A 14,846-nucleotide genomic window follows, 5' to 3' on the forward strand; every position below is an offset into this window, starting at 1 on the left:
ACAAGTTTGTAATTTTTACTTTTATCCAAGTGATTTCATCGGCGCTTCGTTGTGATTGAGATTTAGACTTTTTGGTAACGCACTTTTGGGCACATTTTTTTATCTAATACAAACTTAGGATATTTAGGAGACTTTGCGATGTAAAGACGTTCCGGCGGAACGTCTCTACCTAGTTGACAAGTCGATTTCAATTAATTAATGTAGCCGAAATGGCTACTCTCTGGCGTAGCAAAATTGGGATAAAAATATGTCAGTAGACAAAGAAAGCCACTTATTTAAAAAACCTGAAGCTCGGTGGCGAGTAATTTTAGCAGCTTCCATTGCAGCAACAACCGGGCTAGTATTTTTCTATGGTTCTTCAAGATTTGTATCTGAGTCTAAAGTTCAAACCCCAGTAAATCCGCCAAAAACTGCCCCTGCAAGAGTGGCTATTACAGCCTTAGGACGGATAGAACCTGAAGGTGAAGTAACTTATTTGTCTGCTCCTCATTCAATTAATGGTGTGCGAGTTGAAAAACTGTCAGTGAAGGAAGGAGATCAGGTTGAGAAAGGGCAAGTATTAGCGTTGCTAGAAGATTATGCTCGGAGTAAATCAGCTTTGCAACAGTCTGTAGACAAACTGCAAATTGCTCAAGCAAAATTAGGGCAAGTAAGAGCAGGAGCTAAATCTGGAGATGTCGATGCTCAAAAAGCAGCGATCGCTAATTTAGAGTCGCAATTAAAAGGAGAAACCGCAACTCAACAAGCGACCATCGCTCGGATTCAAGCGCAGTTAGAAAATGCTCAATCCGAGGACAATCGATATCAGAAATTATATAAAGAAGGTGCGATCGCAGCTTCAGTATTAGATAGTAAGACTTTGCAACTCAAGACAGTGCAACAGCAACTTCAAGAAGCTCAAGCTACCCTCAACCGCACTACCAACACTCTCAATGACCAGCTAAAACAAGAAAAAGCCAAACTGGGAAGCATTCAAGAAGTGCGTCCTGTAGATGTTCAATTGGCACAAAGCGAAGTCAAGAGTGCCATGACTGCGATCGCTCAAGCAAAAGCAGACATGGATTTAACTTATATAAAATCTCCCATAGATGGAAAGATTTTGAAAATTCATGCCAGAACCGGAGAAGTAATTAGCACTTCTGGATTTGCAGAAATAGGTAAAATATCGCAAATGTTTGTAGTCGCAGAAGTCTATCAAACCGATATTCAAAAAGTGCGTCTCGGTCAAAAAGCCACCATTACCAGTCCCGCAATTTCTCAACCATTACAAGGTACTGTAAGTGAAATTGGTTGGCAAGTTGACAAACAAAACATCTTCAGTCTCAATCCCGGATCGGATACAGACCGGAAAATAGTTAAAGTAAAAATTCGCCTCGACAATCCAGCAGATAGTAAACGAGTTGCTCGTTTGACCAACTTGCAAGTAGATGTCGCTATTAAAATGTAGCATTAGTTATTCGTTAGGAGTAGAGACGCGATTAATCGCGTCTGTACAATTTTATTGGGTTAGTGGAAGTATGGATAAATGTTGACAGCTAACCAATAACCAACAACCAACAACCAACAATTAATAATGATATTCAAAATTCCCTTAGCATGGCTTCAGTTAGCTCAACAAAAAGTTCGTTTTATAGTAGCTGTAGCAGGTATCGCTTTTATTGTGCTGCTGATGTTCGTCCAACTTGGATTTCAAGATGCACTTTATTCAAGTGCTACCGCAGTACATCAAAGTTTGCGAGGAGATTTATTTTTAGTTAGTTCTCAATATAAAGCTTTGACTTCGGCTCAAAGCTTTTCTCGCACTCGTTTGTATCAAGCACTAGGATATGATGGTGTAGAATCAGTTAGCCCTATCTATGTACAATTTGCGAAATTAAAAAACCCCGAAACCGGAGAGAAATACTCAATATATGTTATTGGTATCGACCCAGGTAGAAATGTTTTGAATATACCGGAAGTTGACCAAAATTTAGATAAACTCAAAATTCCAGATATGATTCTTTTTGACCGGCTTTCTCGTCCAGAGTTTGGACCGATCGCCGCAAATTTTGCTAAATCAGACAAAGAACAAGTAATTGAAATATTTCCCTTTAATGCATTAAATGGTTACAGAGTTAGACTGGGTGGTTTATTCAGCCTTGGTCCCTCCTTTGGAGTAGATGGAAGTTTACTTGTTAGTGACTCAACTTTCTTTAGAATAGATCCAAATAGCCGTACATCAGAAATGATAGATATGGGTGTTGTTACCCTTAAACCTGGTGTTGATGCAGAAGCAGTTTTGGCAAATTTGCGAGCAGAATTACCTGATGATGTCCAAATATTTACTCACCAAGGCTTTATTGACTTTGAGAAAAATTATTGGTCAATTAGAACACCAATTGGCTTTATCCTTAACCTGATGCTAACAATGGCTTCTGTTGTTGGTGTGGTCATCGTCTATCAAATTCTTTACAGTAATATTGCTACTCAATTCGTTGCTTACGCCACTTTAAAAGCTATAGGTTATGCGAATAATTATTTATTAAGTGTAGTTTTTCAACAAGCTTTAATATTAGCAATTCTCAGTTATATTCCGGGATTTGCTTTTTCCTTAGGTTTATACGATTTTGCAGTTAAAGCTACTAATTTGCCAATAAGGATGACTTTGAATAATGCACTAATTGTATTGATTTCAACAGTTTTAATGTGTATTACTTCTGGAACACTTGCAATTAATAAACTCCGCTCCGCAGACCCAGCAGACATTTTTTAAATTGGATAGTTGTTAGTGGGAAGTGGTTAGTTGTTAATGGATAGTTGTTAGTGGATAGTTGTTAAGGGTTAGTTGTTAGTGGGAAGTTGTTAATATAACACCCATCAACCATCAACTATCAACCATCAACCATCAACTAACACCCATCAACTATCAACTAACACCCATCAACTAACACCCATCAACCATCAACTATCAACCATCAACCATCAACCATCAACTAACAATGAACCTCCAAAATAAAACCATTCTCATCACTGGTATTGACCAATTTATCGGCTTGCGTGCTGCGGAATTAGCCATAGCGCAAGGAATGAATGTTCGGGGATTGCAAAGTTCTCCAGATAACCTAAAAAAAGTACAACAATTGGGTGCTGAGGTGATGGTAGGTGATATTAATCATGCTGCTGTTGCCGAAGCTGCTTGTGAAGAAGTAGACATAGTTTTTCATACAGCCGAACTTGCCAAAGAAGCTGGTGCAATCGACCGTTTTCGAGAGATAAATGTTAAGGCAACCGTCAACATAGCTAAAGCTGCTAAAAAAGCTGGTGTTAAAACCTTTGTGCATCTTTCCAGTGGTTTAGTTTACGGTTTCAACTATCCCGATCGCGTGACCGAAGATGGACCCCTTCACGGCGAAAATAATGCCTACTGCGAAACTAAAATAGAAGCAGAAACAGCACTTTTAGAACTAAATTCTCCCCCAGACTTTGGCATCATCATCATTAGACCAGGTGAAGTTTATGGACCAGGAAGTATTCCTTGGATAGTTCGACCACTTTTATTGATGCGTCAAAAACTATTTGCTTACGTAAACGATGGTCAGGGAATTATGAATCATGTATATCTAGATAACTTGATTCATGCCATGTTTTTAGCTATAGAAAAAGAAGCACATGGAGAAATATTTAATATCACTGACGGACAAGAAACTTCTTGGAAAGACTATTTCATGCACTTAGCAGAAGTAGCCAAAGCACCTGCACCTTTTTCTATGTCCAAGGATGAAATTAAATTATTTGTCAAGTTGCGCTGTCAAGGACAGAAACTGTTTCGGAAAGAACCAGATATTCTGCCTGAATCTATAGATTTTATGAGCCGTCCCTATGCCTATTCGATTACTAAAGCCCAAACTCTGTTAAATTATCAACCAACAATTAACTTAGCAGAAGGAATGCGACGCACACAAGAATGGATCGATAAGACGGATTTGCAAAAAATCGTGAAATAAGCGTAATCCTATGAGCAAAAATCAGCCGCGATTGAGTATTGGACTACCTGTATATAATGGGGAAAAATTTCTCACTGAAGCGATAGATTCACTTTTGGCTCAAACTTTTGCTGATTTTGAGTTAATTATTTGCGATAACGCATCAACAGACAAGACAGAGGAAATTTGTAGAACATACGCTGCTCAAGATAAACGCATCCGTTATTACCGTAATGAAAGAAATATTGGGTGCGCTCCTAACTTCAATCGAGTTTTTCAATTGTCTACGGGGGAGTATTTTAAGTGGGCAGCTTATGATGATTTACATGCTTCAGATTTTCTCGCTAGGTGCATTGAAATACTTGATAAAGACCCTACAATAGTTTTGTGTCACTCTCAAGCATACTTGATTGACGAAAACAGTGATATCTTACGCACATATGATATCAAACTGAAAACAGATTCAGCAAAACCCCAAGAGCGTTTTCATGAACTTCTGACTAAGCACTTATGTTATCAATGTTACGGAGTAATACGTGCAAGTGCTTTAAGAATAACACCGTCGATGGGAAGTTATGGTCTTGCAGATGGAATTTTCTTGTTAAGACTGGGGATGATTGGCAAGTTTTATGAAATTAGCGATCGCCTGTTTTTTGCCAGAATCCATCCGCAACAATCAATGAGTATGTTTTTCCCCGATTATTTGTCGTTTACTAACAACAATACACAATACTCATCGAGTATGATACCTGATTTTTACGGGTGGTCAGTATGGTTAGATTCGGCAAATGAAGGACAAATTATATTTCCACATTGGCGAATATTATGGGAATATACTCTTTCTGTATGGCTGTTTCCCATGAATTTGTATCAACGAATATGTTGTCATATTAGTTTATACAAAAAGTTGAGAGGTAATGAATCTTTTTTAATTAAAGATTTGACAAAAGCCGCTCATATGTTTTGGAATCGTTGGAGAAATTATTCCATTCAAAAACAGCAAATAAAAACTTTTTCTTAATAACAGTTTTTGTTTGCGTGTAATATAGTGTTTCCTAGTCTGCTGAGGTACAAATTTATCTGCGTCCATCCGCGTTTATCTATCTTGATCTGCGGTTAATTCAATATTCTGTACCTCATGAATGTAGGAATCGCTATAAAAGTAATGAGGCACACCATATTGTGCCTCTACAAATTAATTGCAAAAATTACCTATTCAGGAGCGATAACTGATGTTGAAGTTATCTAAAATTAGTTCTTTGTTAATCGCTATTTTGGTAAGTGCTAGCTTTACTAAAACAGCAAATGCCCAACCAAATACAACACTTACTGTAGTAGTTAATGGCATAGAACATCAAAAAGGTCAGTTGTGCATAGGAATTTACTCAAATGAAAAAGGGTTTCCTTTAAGTACAAAAAATGTTGTAAAAAGTGCTTGCAAAAAAATTACAGGCACTTCTATAAAACAGCAATTTACTGGCATGAAGCCGGGAAATTATGCTGTTGCTGTAGTTGACGATCAAAATGGCGATCGCCAACTTAATAGAGACTTTTTTGGCATCCCTAAAGAAGGCTTTGGTATTTCCAATAATCCCACAGTATCAATCACAACGGGTACGCCAAAATTTAGCAAAGCTCGTTTTTCACTCTTGAAAAATACCACAGTCAACATAGACATGAAATATGGACTCGATCCATAAAACCACCAGGACTTACGCACGAACTACGTATTTCCGTCATTGCGACGCAAGGAAGCAATCTCAAAGTCTTGTTTTCTCATAACAAGTGCGTAAGTTCTAACCACATTTAAAGGGAATAAATTTAATGATAGATTTGGCAATATTCCTGTCTAAATCTTTACTGGGTTGGCTAGCTATACAGATGTTTTTAGCGGTTGCTTTTTTGTTTTACTTGCACTCAAAGAGCAAAAACATCTTAGCAGATGACCAGTTGCCGAAAACAGCAGTAATTCTTTGCTTACGCGGAGCCGATCCGTTTTTGTCTGATTGTTTGCGATCGCTCTTAAACCAAAAATATCCACAGTATGATTTAAAATTAATTGTGGATAGTTACGAAGATCCAGCTTGGAAAATAGCCACTGATATCAGCCAACAAACAACAACCAACGTCCAAATCAGCCCTTTAAAAATGCGGCGCCAAAATTGCAGTCTCAAATGCAGTTCCCTAGTGCAAGCTATCTCTGAATTGGACGATTCCTACTCATTTGTTGCCCTAATCGACAGCCATAGTATAGCCCATCCCAATTGGCTGCGTGAATTAGTCACTCCTCTAACTCATCCCAAAATAGGCGTCACAACTGGCAACCGTTGGTACGTACCCACCGGTAACTATTGGGGATCTATGGTACGCTACCAAGGCAACATATCCAACGTTGTGCAGATGTTCCTTTTCGGCATTCCTTGGGGTGGTAATTTAGCGCTAAAAACAGAACTATTCCGAGAAACAAGACTACTAGATAAATGGGGACAAGCTTTAAACGAAGATAAGCTGATATGCAAAGTTTTAAAAAAACAGAAAATGCAAGTTAAATTTGTTCCTTCTTTGATGTTGAATCGGGAAGAATGCGATTTACCCAGCTTACTCAATTCTCTGCAACGCCAACTACTTTCTTCTCGACTTTATCATCCTTTATGGTCAGCGGTGATTGGTGATGTTGTTTCTAGTATCTTAGTTCCTACTCTCGTCATTATATTAGGTTTAGTAGCGTTTTTGAGCGGAGAATCTGACGCAGCATCTTTATGCTTTAGCAGCTTCATTATCTATACCATTGGCTTACTTTTTCTCATGCTGGGATTAGAAAAAGGCGTACACGAAGCAATTCATTTTCCAGATAAAACCACGATAAAATTATCACTTGTCACCCTCATAAAAATGTTGATAGCAATTCCCCTAACACAATGGGTTTATGGATTAGCATTTTTATCATCTTTGCGGACATCAACAGTCAATTGGCGCGGTGTTACTTATGAAGTGAAAAGTCCTTGGAACATCCGCTTATTAAAATACCAGCCTTATGAACTTTCCGATGAATCTGATGAAAGTGAACTTTCGTTGTAGTAAGCACTGAAGTGCTTAAAATACGCTGAAAACATCTCCCAAAAATCAGAAATTCCCCTATTTGTAAATGCATAATTTATAAATATAAACGTATCTGTAACCATTAGCGCAGATACATGATAGTTTTCATCAAATATTTGCTGCGTAAATCCTCAATCCATCCGCACCAAAAGCAGCATTTTTTTGAAATATTTCCTTCCATGAAAAAGCAATCTCTTCGCACGGTAATTTTAACAGGATTGGCTACCATTTTGTTATTGGCGATTTACGTTGCTGTACACCAGTGGATTTTATGGTTATTACAGTCTTTCCCTAATTTTACCGCTGAGGCATTAACAACAAAGCCGCTGAATATCGCACTATTAACTCACCTTTGCAAATCTATTGCGTAGAGGTAATTAAAAATGTCCAAATTAGCGATACTATTCAGAAGCAACAAGCAAACAATATCCAAATTAGTTATTTGACAATAGGACACAAAAATTGCAGTTTCAAATGCAGTTCTATTGTCCAAACCGTCTTAGAATTAAATAATTCCTACAAGGTAGTTGCCTTATACCAATTTAATATGAAGACGCATAGAAAGAACCCCACCCTAACCCTCCCTGCTTGCGGGGAGGGAACCGGATTTTCCCCTAATAACTTGCGGGGAGGGGCTGATCGGGGTGGGGTCAAATTCTATCCAGCTTCACAAATAATTGGTATTAGTTGATGTCGATACGGTAGTAATACCAATTCTCTGTAACGTTGCATTTAATAACCCGACAAGTAAACTCGCGGCTACAAGAACAAAGCCAGACGAGCGCAGGCTATAAAATGCATCTTCATAGAGAAATGGTATAAGAGCGATAAGAATAGAAATATTGAGTTTGTAGTGAGTAAATGCTCAATTATTGAGCGCTGAAGCGCTCAATACGGGGGAGCAGAGCATAAATACTCTGTACAATTTGAAATCTGTGTCAATGCGTAAATCCTAAGTCCAACTTTTATTAGAGCGATCGTAGTTTCTCTCTGATAAAAAATACTCTTTCTTTATTGGAATTATGAAAAAGCAACCGCTTCGCATTGCGCTGTTGACAGGATTGTATGCTCCCTTCCTGACAGGAGTTTCCATTGCAGTACATCAGCGAGTTCGCTGGTTATTACAGCAAGGACACGAAGTCTTTCTTATTCATCCAGAATTTAACGACAAGTACCCCAAAAATGTTGGCTCGCGTCCGATGGCTGGGTTAGAAGAATTAACAGTTTTTCCGAAATTTTCTTCTTATGCATTTCCATCACAACCGTTGATGTTATACAAGTCTCTTCCGCAACCGATGCACAATCGGTATTGGAGTGATACTGAGTTGTTGGAAAAATTCCAGCCTGACATTGTAGTGGTTGAAGAAGCACCGCAAATGAGAGGATGTTACTCGCTTTTCTTGCAAGGTTACGGTCGTCCCATTGGAACCGAATATGCAAAGCGAACCGGCACACCAATCATATCTGTTTTCCATACCGATATCATTGCTTATATTCGATATTACTTGGGAGACGTAATTTTCAACTTATTTCGTCCAATTCTTCCCACTTTGGTTAAGCAGATGAGTGACGCTTATGACGTCAATTACTTTTCTTCGCGGGAACAATTGAAAAAGTACCAAAGCTTGAATTCTCAACGCAGTGAATATTTACCTTATCAAGGTATTGATTGCGAAAAATTTCATCCCCAAAACATCATTTATAACCCAATTCCTAACGACGATCGCCCAACACTACTTTTTGTCGGACGCATTACCCCAGAAAAGAATGTCACCCAACTTTTAGACGCATTTCCACTCATTGCTGCTAAAATTCCTAACGTTCATCTAGTCATCGTTGGTAGTGGTCCGGCTGATGAAGAAGTCAAAAGACGCGCTCAAAAGTTTAAATCTGGTGTTACCATCTGGGGTGAGTCCCACGGAAAAGAACTGTTAGGCTGGTTTGCACGAGCAGATATATTTGTCAACCCCTCCGTCACAGAAAACTTCTGCACCACCACTAACGAAGCTTTAGCTTCCGGAACCCCGGTTGTTGCTGCTTACGCACCTTCAACTACAGAGCAGGTATCTCCCGGTGTCAACGGTTTGCTAGCCGAACCGAATAACGCAAAAGATTTCGCCGAAAAGGTAATTGCAATCCTGGAAAATCCCGCTTTCAAAGAAGAATTGACACGGCAAGCACGCCCATCCATACTTGATTTTGATTGGGCTGCATGTTCGCAAAAATTTGAAGATAAACTCTATGAAGTTGTTCAAGCCTCGAATCGGGTTGAGGTAAAGGCTGCCTAAAAAGAGGAGGGGGACAAGGGGACAAGGGGACAAGGGGGACAAGGGGACAAGGGGACAAGGGGGACAAGGGGACAAGGGGACAAGGGGACAAGGGGACAATTTCTTTCTATTCCCAATGCCCAATGCCCAATGCCCCATTCCCCATTCCCCATTCCCCATTCCCCATTCCCCATTCCATTACTTTGACAATTTCTGAATCTGCTCGGTAAAATAAGCTTCGTCATACTTGAGTTGTTGCGCTAATTCCAGCCCTTTTTGAAAGGCTGTTAGTGCAAGAGTCGGCTCTTTGCGTTCTAGATAAATTTGCCCAATTTGGTCGTAAGCCTTCATCATGCCGTAAAAGTTGACGGCTTTCTCTTGTGTCTGTACCAAAATTTGCCCAGTTTGCAAAGCTTCTTCTGTTTGTCCTTGGGAACGGTATAGGGCGATTAATTTTTGTAAAGCTTCGCCAGCAGTAACATATTGTTCTTGTTGCCAAGCTGTGGTATAAGCTTCTTGATAGTTTTTGAAAGCTTCTGGGAGTAAAGTTGGATTTTCTTTGGCTAGGGATTGGTAATCTGAGCCGATCGCTAGCTTTAATTCTGGTATCTGAATTAAATTATTTTCACTTTGGTAAGCTTCTAACAACTGATTGCGTATTTTGATTGATTGCTGTGGTTGTTGTCCTTGTTGGTAAATGTAAGCTAGCTGTTGCAGGTATGCTAACTGATTAGTGCGATCGCCACTTTTTGCCGCTAAATTTAACAATTGTTCATAAGTGTCGGCAGCTTTGGTGTAATCAAACCAACTCATGTGCAGTTCCCCCATTGTTTTGAGGGTTTCGACAACGGCAGCAGTATCATTGTTTTGTCGGACTGCGGCTAAAACTTGATCGTAAGCTTGGACTGCTTCTTTAGGCGATCGCAAACCAGTATACGCCATCGCCAGCGATCGCCAAAGTTCTACGTCAACTGTTGTTGTAGATGGTGTTTTTTGCTTTTGAGCCTGCTTTTGAATCGTTTGCAATCGCTGCATAATATAGAATATTTCTGGGCGATTGTTTTCATTCCAGGCGATCGCACCTACCCGTGACAGCGCTTGCACTTCTGTTAATGAACCCAAATAACGACGTAAACGCAGTTCCCGGTTCCAAATATCAAACGCTCCCATCTTGTCTCCAGCTTGCAATTTAGCCGCTGCTTCCTGATTCAAATTATCCACCGCTACAGTCAAATCTTGCTGTTCAATAACAGATAACGGCTGTTTTTTAGTAGGTTTACGCGGTAGCAGTGGATCGGGTATGGTAATCTCCAGCGGACTAGGTGGAAATTTATCCGGTTGTGCAGGCTTTTTTGTCTCTGCCAAAGTCAAAGAACTGCAAAACTGCAAAATTATAGCAGCAGTAATTGTCACACTTAAGCGCCGTAGCATAATTTTATCTCGCCTTGATATAAATTGTATCGGGCATGGGGCATAGGGCATGGAAAAAATCTCCCATTGCCCAATCCCTAGATATTGACGAAAATAAGCGATCGTATTCTCCATAAATATAAGCAACCATAAGTTTTACAATACTGAAAGAACTCGTAAATTATTTTCAAGCAATCGGTTTATCATCTGTAATGACACATTCTACTGATATTGCCACTTTAGCTCGCTGGATGGCGGCTGATTTTAGTAATCAAGAACAAGCTTTTGAAAATCCGCCTTTTTTTGCTCATATTCGCGTATGTATGCGTCCCTTGCCGTTAGAAGTCTTATCAGGGGTAGGTTTGTTTGTGGAGCAAGCTTATGATTATATGCTCAATGACCCCTATCGCTTGCGGGTATTGAAGTTGCTGAATGCAGGCTCACACATCGAAATCGAAAATTATACTGTTAAGGAAGAACAAAAGTTTTACGGTGCCTCCCGTAACCTGCAACTTCTGCAACAGTTAACCGTCAACGATTTAGAAAAATTACCAGGCTGCAATATGATTGTTGAGTGGACTGGTAACAGCTTCAAAGGCAAAGTTGAATCAGGTAAAGGTTGCATGGTCTTTCGCAACAACAAAAACACCTATCTTGATAGTGAATTTGAAATCGACACCGAGAAATTTATTAGTCTTGACCGAGGACGAGACCCAGAAACCGATGAGCATATTTGGGGATCTGTTGCCGGAGCATTTCACTTTGTCCGTTGGGGCAGTTTTGCGGATGAGGTGAAAGTATAAAAAGTTATGAGTTATGAGTGAAAAATTGCGCTCTTTCCAGTTTGAAACTAGCAACTGTTAACTCTTAACGTTGTATGCACTTGAATTACAGAAGGTCTTGACATTCCCAGCACTCTTTGTAACTGTGATTCTTGGGTAGAGTCCACAAACTTTCACTCTTTGCTGACAAAAAGTCAGAGCGATCGCCTTAATTGGAGTAGCGACTACTATTCTGGTGTCAAATCCTCTTTGCTGCTCCTGTTGTAATCGATGTAGAATTGCATTATAATAGTTAAGTACTCATTTCGCATGGCTACTCAACTGCTATTGAAAAAAGCAAAGAAAGTAGACAAGCAGTAAACATAAATGCGGCGCCATAGCCAAGTGGTAAGGCAGAGGTCTGCAAAACCTCCATCCCCCGGTTCAAATCCGGGTGGCGCCTTAAGGCTCCTAGCCTTTTAGAACTTCTAAAAACAGCTTAACAGGGATAACTGATAGCCAAACTGATAGCCAAGGCAGTTAACTAGTGATCATAGCCCCCGAAAGTCCCAGACTCCCCTCAACCGCAGAACCCTACAACTAGTCAACTGAAGGATTACCGATTAACTCTTATTATCTCTAGTTAGCTCCGATTATCTCCCATTTAACCCCACAACAAGGCTATTGAGGATTGTCGGGGTTATTGTCTTAGTATCTTTAGAACTTTCCTTAAAAGAGATAAGAGTTACTAAGACAAATGTTACCCCCCCAGTGCGCTTATGGTTTCCTATTAGAGTCTTAGTATTCTCATTAGTCTGACAGAAGAGATTTCAGATTTCCAAGGGTACTATGAAGACTGCTAGTAAACCCGTCATGGCTAAGTTTTGTGCAGATGGTTGGCATACCTGGTCTCCCAAGCTTGATGACTGGCAGACCCCTCTTGAAACATTAGTTGAGGACAGAAAGATATCCAGAGGTCAAGCGTAGGGAACTAAAAACCAAATAACTAGCCAAAGGTTACATCGGTTTAGACTGGTGTAACCTTTATAATGCTTATGCAGTAAGGCTTCTAGCTATGGTTACTTAAAAGGTTACATCGGGTTACATTATTTTTAGGAAAATGTAACCGCTAGGATACCTAGAGGGTATAGCTTTCAGCCTTTAGGTTACATAGTTACATCATTTTCCTTGAAGAGATAACACCCAGACTACTACATACAAGCTTAGGACTTTTTAGATGTAACTATGTAACCTAGAGCCTAGACCTTAAGCTAAATAAGGGTTACAGCGGTTACATGGGGATGTAACCTGATGTAACCCTAGATGCAACTTATGTAACTGGACTACCACAGCGGTATTAGCCAAGTCTTAGTTTACAAATCAGCATTACCTTACACAGATATTCGCAGAGCCTATTGCTTTGGTAGTCAAGCTATCATCCACTACAGCCACATAACTAGCGCCATCAAGTCTCCTAGCAAATACTTCCTTCACCTCTGGTTCCATCTGCTGCATTAGGTCATTACCTAGTAGATTTAGGAAATCCGATTTAGTTAACCAAATGCCCATACCTCTGTTTTGATACCTATCGACCAACTGATCACTATCTGTAAACATTAAGTATGTCCCACCGGAGCCATGTTTGAACCAGAACACATTAGCGCCCAATAACACACCAGCATAATAAACCTTACATTTAGACCTATCAAATGGTTCAGTATTTACATCAGATGATGAATCACTTAATGGGTTTTGGCTTTGAGTTTGTTCCTGTATCCTGTGCTGCTCTGTTTTAGGTGAGCTTATCATACTTACTAAGCATATTAAAAGCCATAACCCACCGCCGATAGCTAATCTCTTAGGGTACTTCTGAATAAGGTTTAGGTATTTATCTAGCATTAAACTTACTAGTATCCGATATTACTTATCTAATCTATTCGGGAAAATAACCAAGGTCAATGGACAGGGGCTAACCTTTGATGTAGCAGTGCTGATATCACCAGTGGGACTATATATACTTGATCACCCTCGGTTGCGGTTGGTTTACAAGGTTGGCTCTAAAGGATAACCCGGTAAGTATTTATACTCACCGGGTATTCTTATGGGTTAGCATAACTCTGAAGTGGTCTTGAGTAGCGAACTAGGGGAGCCGATTAGTGAACTGAAGAATCCCCGGTTATCTCTGATTATCTCTGATTAGCGCCTATTAACTCTGATTTAACCCCGCCAAGGTATATTAAGGAAGTGTAGGTATCCTTAGTTAACCCCTCGGCATTCCCACTACTCAAGCGACAAAGCAATATCAACATTACTTGCTAACTTAAGATTTTCCCAAACGCACCCGAAAAGCTTACAAGCCTTTGCTGGTAAAGATTTCAGATTTTCCCTACCTCCAACTACCCTAAATATCTTCCATACTCCTCTTATCAAAGATTTACCAGAGACTAAGAGATATTAAAGTCTTAAATACCAGAGAATCTGGTGTTATGGAAGTCAAGCGATCACACTTCAGGAACCTTATAATCGCTGAAAAACCTTACTGGGTAAGGACTTATTGATCACACTTCACCACTCAAGTTGGCTCCACTCCTCGGCAGTCTTCATGCTGCAACCAAACTTCCTTACTGGGTAAGCTTTTCAAGGCTTTATGGGGTGTTTGTGCTGTGCTGACAGAAGGCTATTAAACTCTGGATTAAGCAAGGTGTTTTGACTAGAGGTCAAGCTATAGTTTACTTTGATAAATACCTAGAGGTCTTTGGTAGAGATAAAGTAGAAGTAGAGTACCTCCGCATTGCTACAACCTTGTTAAGCCATCCCTATTATGGAGCCGAAGCTACAACTAAGTACAGCTTTGCACAAGTTCGTAGCGAATTGACAAGAGAAATTTGTTGAGTGTAGGGTAAGCATAATAAACATCTCTCAACCATTCAGTATTATGATTGGTCGGCAAAAAACTTATAGGGTGCAATTAACGGAAGAAGAAAAAAAGCTGTTGCAACAACAAGCACTTGCGCGTAAAACAGGACAAAGCAAAGCTAGACGAGCAAAAATCATCATAAAAGTTCAGGAAAATCCAGATTGGACGGATGCTGAAATTGCTGGAGATATAGGGTGTTCATCTGGTCTGGTACGTAAGTGGCGCAAACGCTGGTGTCAAACTCGTAGCTTGGAAGAAGCCCCACGTTCTGGTCGTCCTTGTTTGTTTCAAGCGATTGTAAAAGCACAAGTCACAGCGATCGCTTGCAGCAAACCAACAGATTTTGATATACCGTTGGCGAGGTGGAGTTGTAGCGATATTGCGGCACATCTAGTCACACTGGGTATTGTAGTTTCCATCGCAACATCAA

12 protein-coding genes and 1 tRNA gene are annotated in these 14,846 nt (G+C 39.9%); 11 read left to right on the forward strand and 2 right to left on the reverse strand.

The window, feature by feature from the left end; all coding sequences use genetic code 11:
• The first annotated feature begins 247 nt into the window (after window positions 1-247).
• The 7 genes from TOL9009_RS0115230 to TOL9009_RS0115270 all read left to right on the forward strand — a co-directional run bounded on the left by TOL9009_RS0115230 (window position 248) and on the right by TOL9009_RS0115270 (window position 9,349).
• Window positions 248-1,447: an ABC exporter membrane fusion protein gene (locus TOL9009_RS0115230; protein WP_029633563.1), complete on the forward strand. Its 1,200-nt coding sequence runs from the start codon at window positions 248-250 to the stop codon at window positions 1,445-1,447.
• A 126-nt stretch (window positions 1,448-1,573) separates the two neighbouring features.
• Window positions 1,574-2,752: an ABC transporter permease DevC gene (gene devC / locus TOL9009_RS0115235; protein ID WP_029633564.1), complete on the forward strand. Its 1,179-nt coding sequence runs from the start codon at window positions 1,574-1,576 to the stop codon at window positions 2,750-2,752.
• Between the two features lie 226 nt (window positions 2,753-2,978).
• Entirely contained in the window at window positions 2,979-3,983 is a 1,005-nt protein-coding gene (locus TOL9009_RS0115240) for an NAD-dependent epimerase/dehydratase family protein (RefSeq protein WP_029633565.1), read from the forward strand.
• A gap of 10 nt (window positions 3,984-3,993) precedes the next feature.
• The gene (locus TOL9009_RS0115245; RefSeq protein WP_029633566.1) at window positions 3,994-4,983 is read left to right on the forward strand and encodes a glycosyltransferase family 2 protein; all 990 of its coding nucleotides are present in this window, start codon (window positions 3,994-3,996) and stop codon (window positions 4,981-4,983) included.
• Window positions 4,984-5,194: 211 nt separating this feature from the next.
• Entirely contained in the window at window positions 5,195-5,662 is a 468-nt protein-coding gene (locus TOL9009_RS0115250) for a DUF2141 domain-containing protein (protein WP_029633567.1), read from the forward strand.
• 124 nt (window positions 5,663-5,786) lie between these two features.
• Complete coding sequence (locus TOL9009_RS0115255; protein WP_029633568.1) at window positions 5,787-7,040, forward strand: glycosyltransferase; 1,254 nt, start codon at window positions 5,787-5,789, stop codon at window positions 7,038-7,040.
• 1,043 nt (window positions 7,041-8,083) lie between these two features.
• A complete protein-coding gene (locus TOL9009_RS0115270; protein WP_029633571.1) occupies window positions 8,084-9,349 on the forward strand; it encodes a glycosyltransferase in 1,266 nt (421 codons plus the stop codon).
• 177 nt (window positions 9,350-9,526) lie between these two features.
• Here TOL9009_RS0115270 and TOL9009_RS0115275 read toward each other — a convergent pair whose 3' ends face one another.
• Entirely contained in the window at window positions 9,527-10,759 is a 1,233-nt protein-coding gene (locus tag TOL9009_RS0115275; RefSeq protein WP_029633572.1) for a tetratricopeptide repeat protein, read from the reverse strand.
• 191 nt (window positions 10,760-10,950) lie between these two features.
• Between TOL9009_RS0115275 and TOL9009_RS0115280 the strand changes: the two genes are divergently transcribed.
• Both TOL9009_RS0115280 and TOL9009_RS0115285 read left to right on the forward strand, forming a co-directional pair.
• Window positions 10,951-11,541 carry a chromophore lyase CpcT/CpeT gene (locus TOL9009_RS0115280; RefSeq protein WP_029633573.1) on the forward strand — a complete coding sequence of 197 codons (591 nt, stop codon included), beginning with the start codon at window positions 10,951-10,953 and terminating at the stop codon, window positions 11,539-11,541.
• 349 nt (window positions 11,542-11,890) lie between these two features.
• A tRNA-Cys gene (locus TOL9009_RS0115285) sits at window positions 11,891-11,962 on the forward strand.
• Between the two features lie 923 nt (window positions 11,963-12,885).
• On the opposite strand, the gene TOL9009_RS45700 is transcribed toward TOL9009_RS0115285, so the two are convergent.
• Window positions 12,886-13,116: a hypothetical protein gene (locus TOL9009_RS45700; RefSeq protein ID WP_144238248.1), complete on the reverse strand. Its 231-nt coding sequence runs from the start codon at window positions 13,114-13,116 to the stop codon at window positions 12,886-12,888.
• Window positions 13,117-14,205: 1,089 nt separating this feature from the next.
• Between TOL9009_RS45700 and TOL9009_RS0115300 the strand changes: the two genes are divergently transcribed.
• Complete coding sequence (locus tag TOL9009_RS0115300) at window positions 14,206-14,391, forward strand: hypothetical protein (protein WP_029633575.1); 186 nt, start codon at window positions 14,206-14,208, stop codon at window positions 14,389-14,391.
• A 43-nt stretch (window positions 14,392-14,434) separates the two neighbouring features.
• On the forward strand, window positions 14,435-14,846 hold a 412-nt coding region (locus TOL9009_RS39265), incomplete at its 3' end, for a helix-turn-helix domain-containing protein (RefSeq protein ID WP_038296369.1).

Origin of the sequence: [Scytonema hofmanni] UTEX 2349 (genome assembly GCF_000582685.1) — a bacterium.
In the GTDB taxonomy this organism is placed as follows: domain Bacteria; phylum Cyanobacteriota; class Cyanobacteriia; order Cyanobacteriales; family Nostocaceae; genus Hassallia; species Hassallia hofmanni.

What these genes read in the sequence shown, in the direction of transcription:
- TOL9009_RS0115230 (WP_029633563.1), top strand. Translation starts at nt 248, where the DNA reads ATGTCAGTAGACAAAGAAAGCCACTTATTTAAAAAACCTGAAGCTCGG.
- devC (WP_029633564.1), top strand. Translation starts at nt 1,574, where the DNA reads ATGATATTCAAAATTCCCTTAGCATGGCTTCAGTTAGCTCAACAAAAA.
- TOL9009_RS0115270 (WP_029633571.1), top strand. Translation starts at nt 8,084, where the DNA reads ATGAAAAAGCAACCGCTTCGCATTGCGCTGTTGACAGGATTGTATGCT.
- TOL9009_RS0115245 (WP_029633566.1), top strand. Translation starts at nt 3,994, where the DNA reads ATGAGCAAAAATCAGCCGCGATTGAGTATTGGACTACCTGTATATAAT.
- TOL9009_RS0115250 (WP_029633567.1), top strand. Translation starts at nt 5,195, where the DNA reads ATGTTGAAGTTATCTAAAATTAGTTCTTTGTTAATCGCTATTTTGGTA.
- TOL9009_RS0115240 (WP_029633565.1), top strand. Translation starts at nt 2,979, where the DNA reads ATGAACCTCCAAAATAAAACCATTCTCATCACTGGTATTGACCAATTT.
- TOL9009_RS0115255 (WP_029633568.1), top strand. Translation starts at nt 5,787, where the DNA reads ATGATAGATTTGGCAATATTCCTGTCTAAATCTTTACTGGGTTGGCTA.
- TOL9009_RS45700 (WP_144238248.1), bottom strand. Translation starts at nt 13,116, where the DNA reads ATGTTTACAGATAGTGATCAGTTGGTCGATAGGTATCAAAACAGAGGT.
- TOL9009_RS0115280 (WP_029633573.1), top strand. Translation starts at nt 10,951, where the DNA reads ATGACACATTCTACTGATATTGCCACTTTAGCTCGCTGGATGGCGGCT.
- TOL9009_RS0115275 (WP_029633572.1), bottom strand. Translation starts at nt 10,759, where the DNA reads ATGCTACGGCGCTTAAGTGTGACAATTACTGCTGCTATAATTTTGCAG.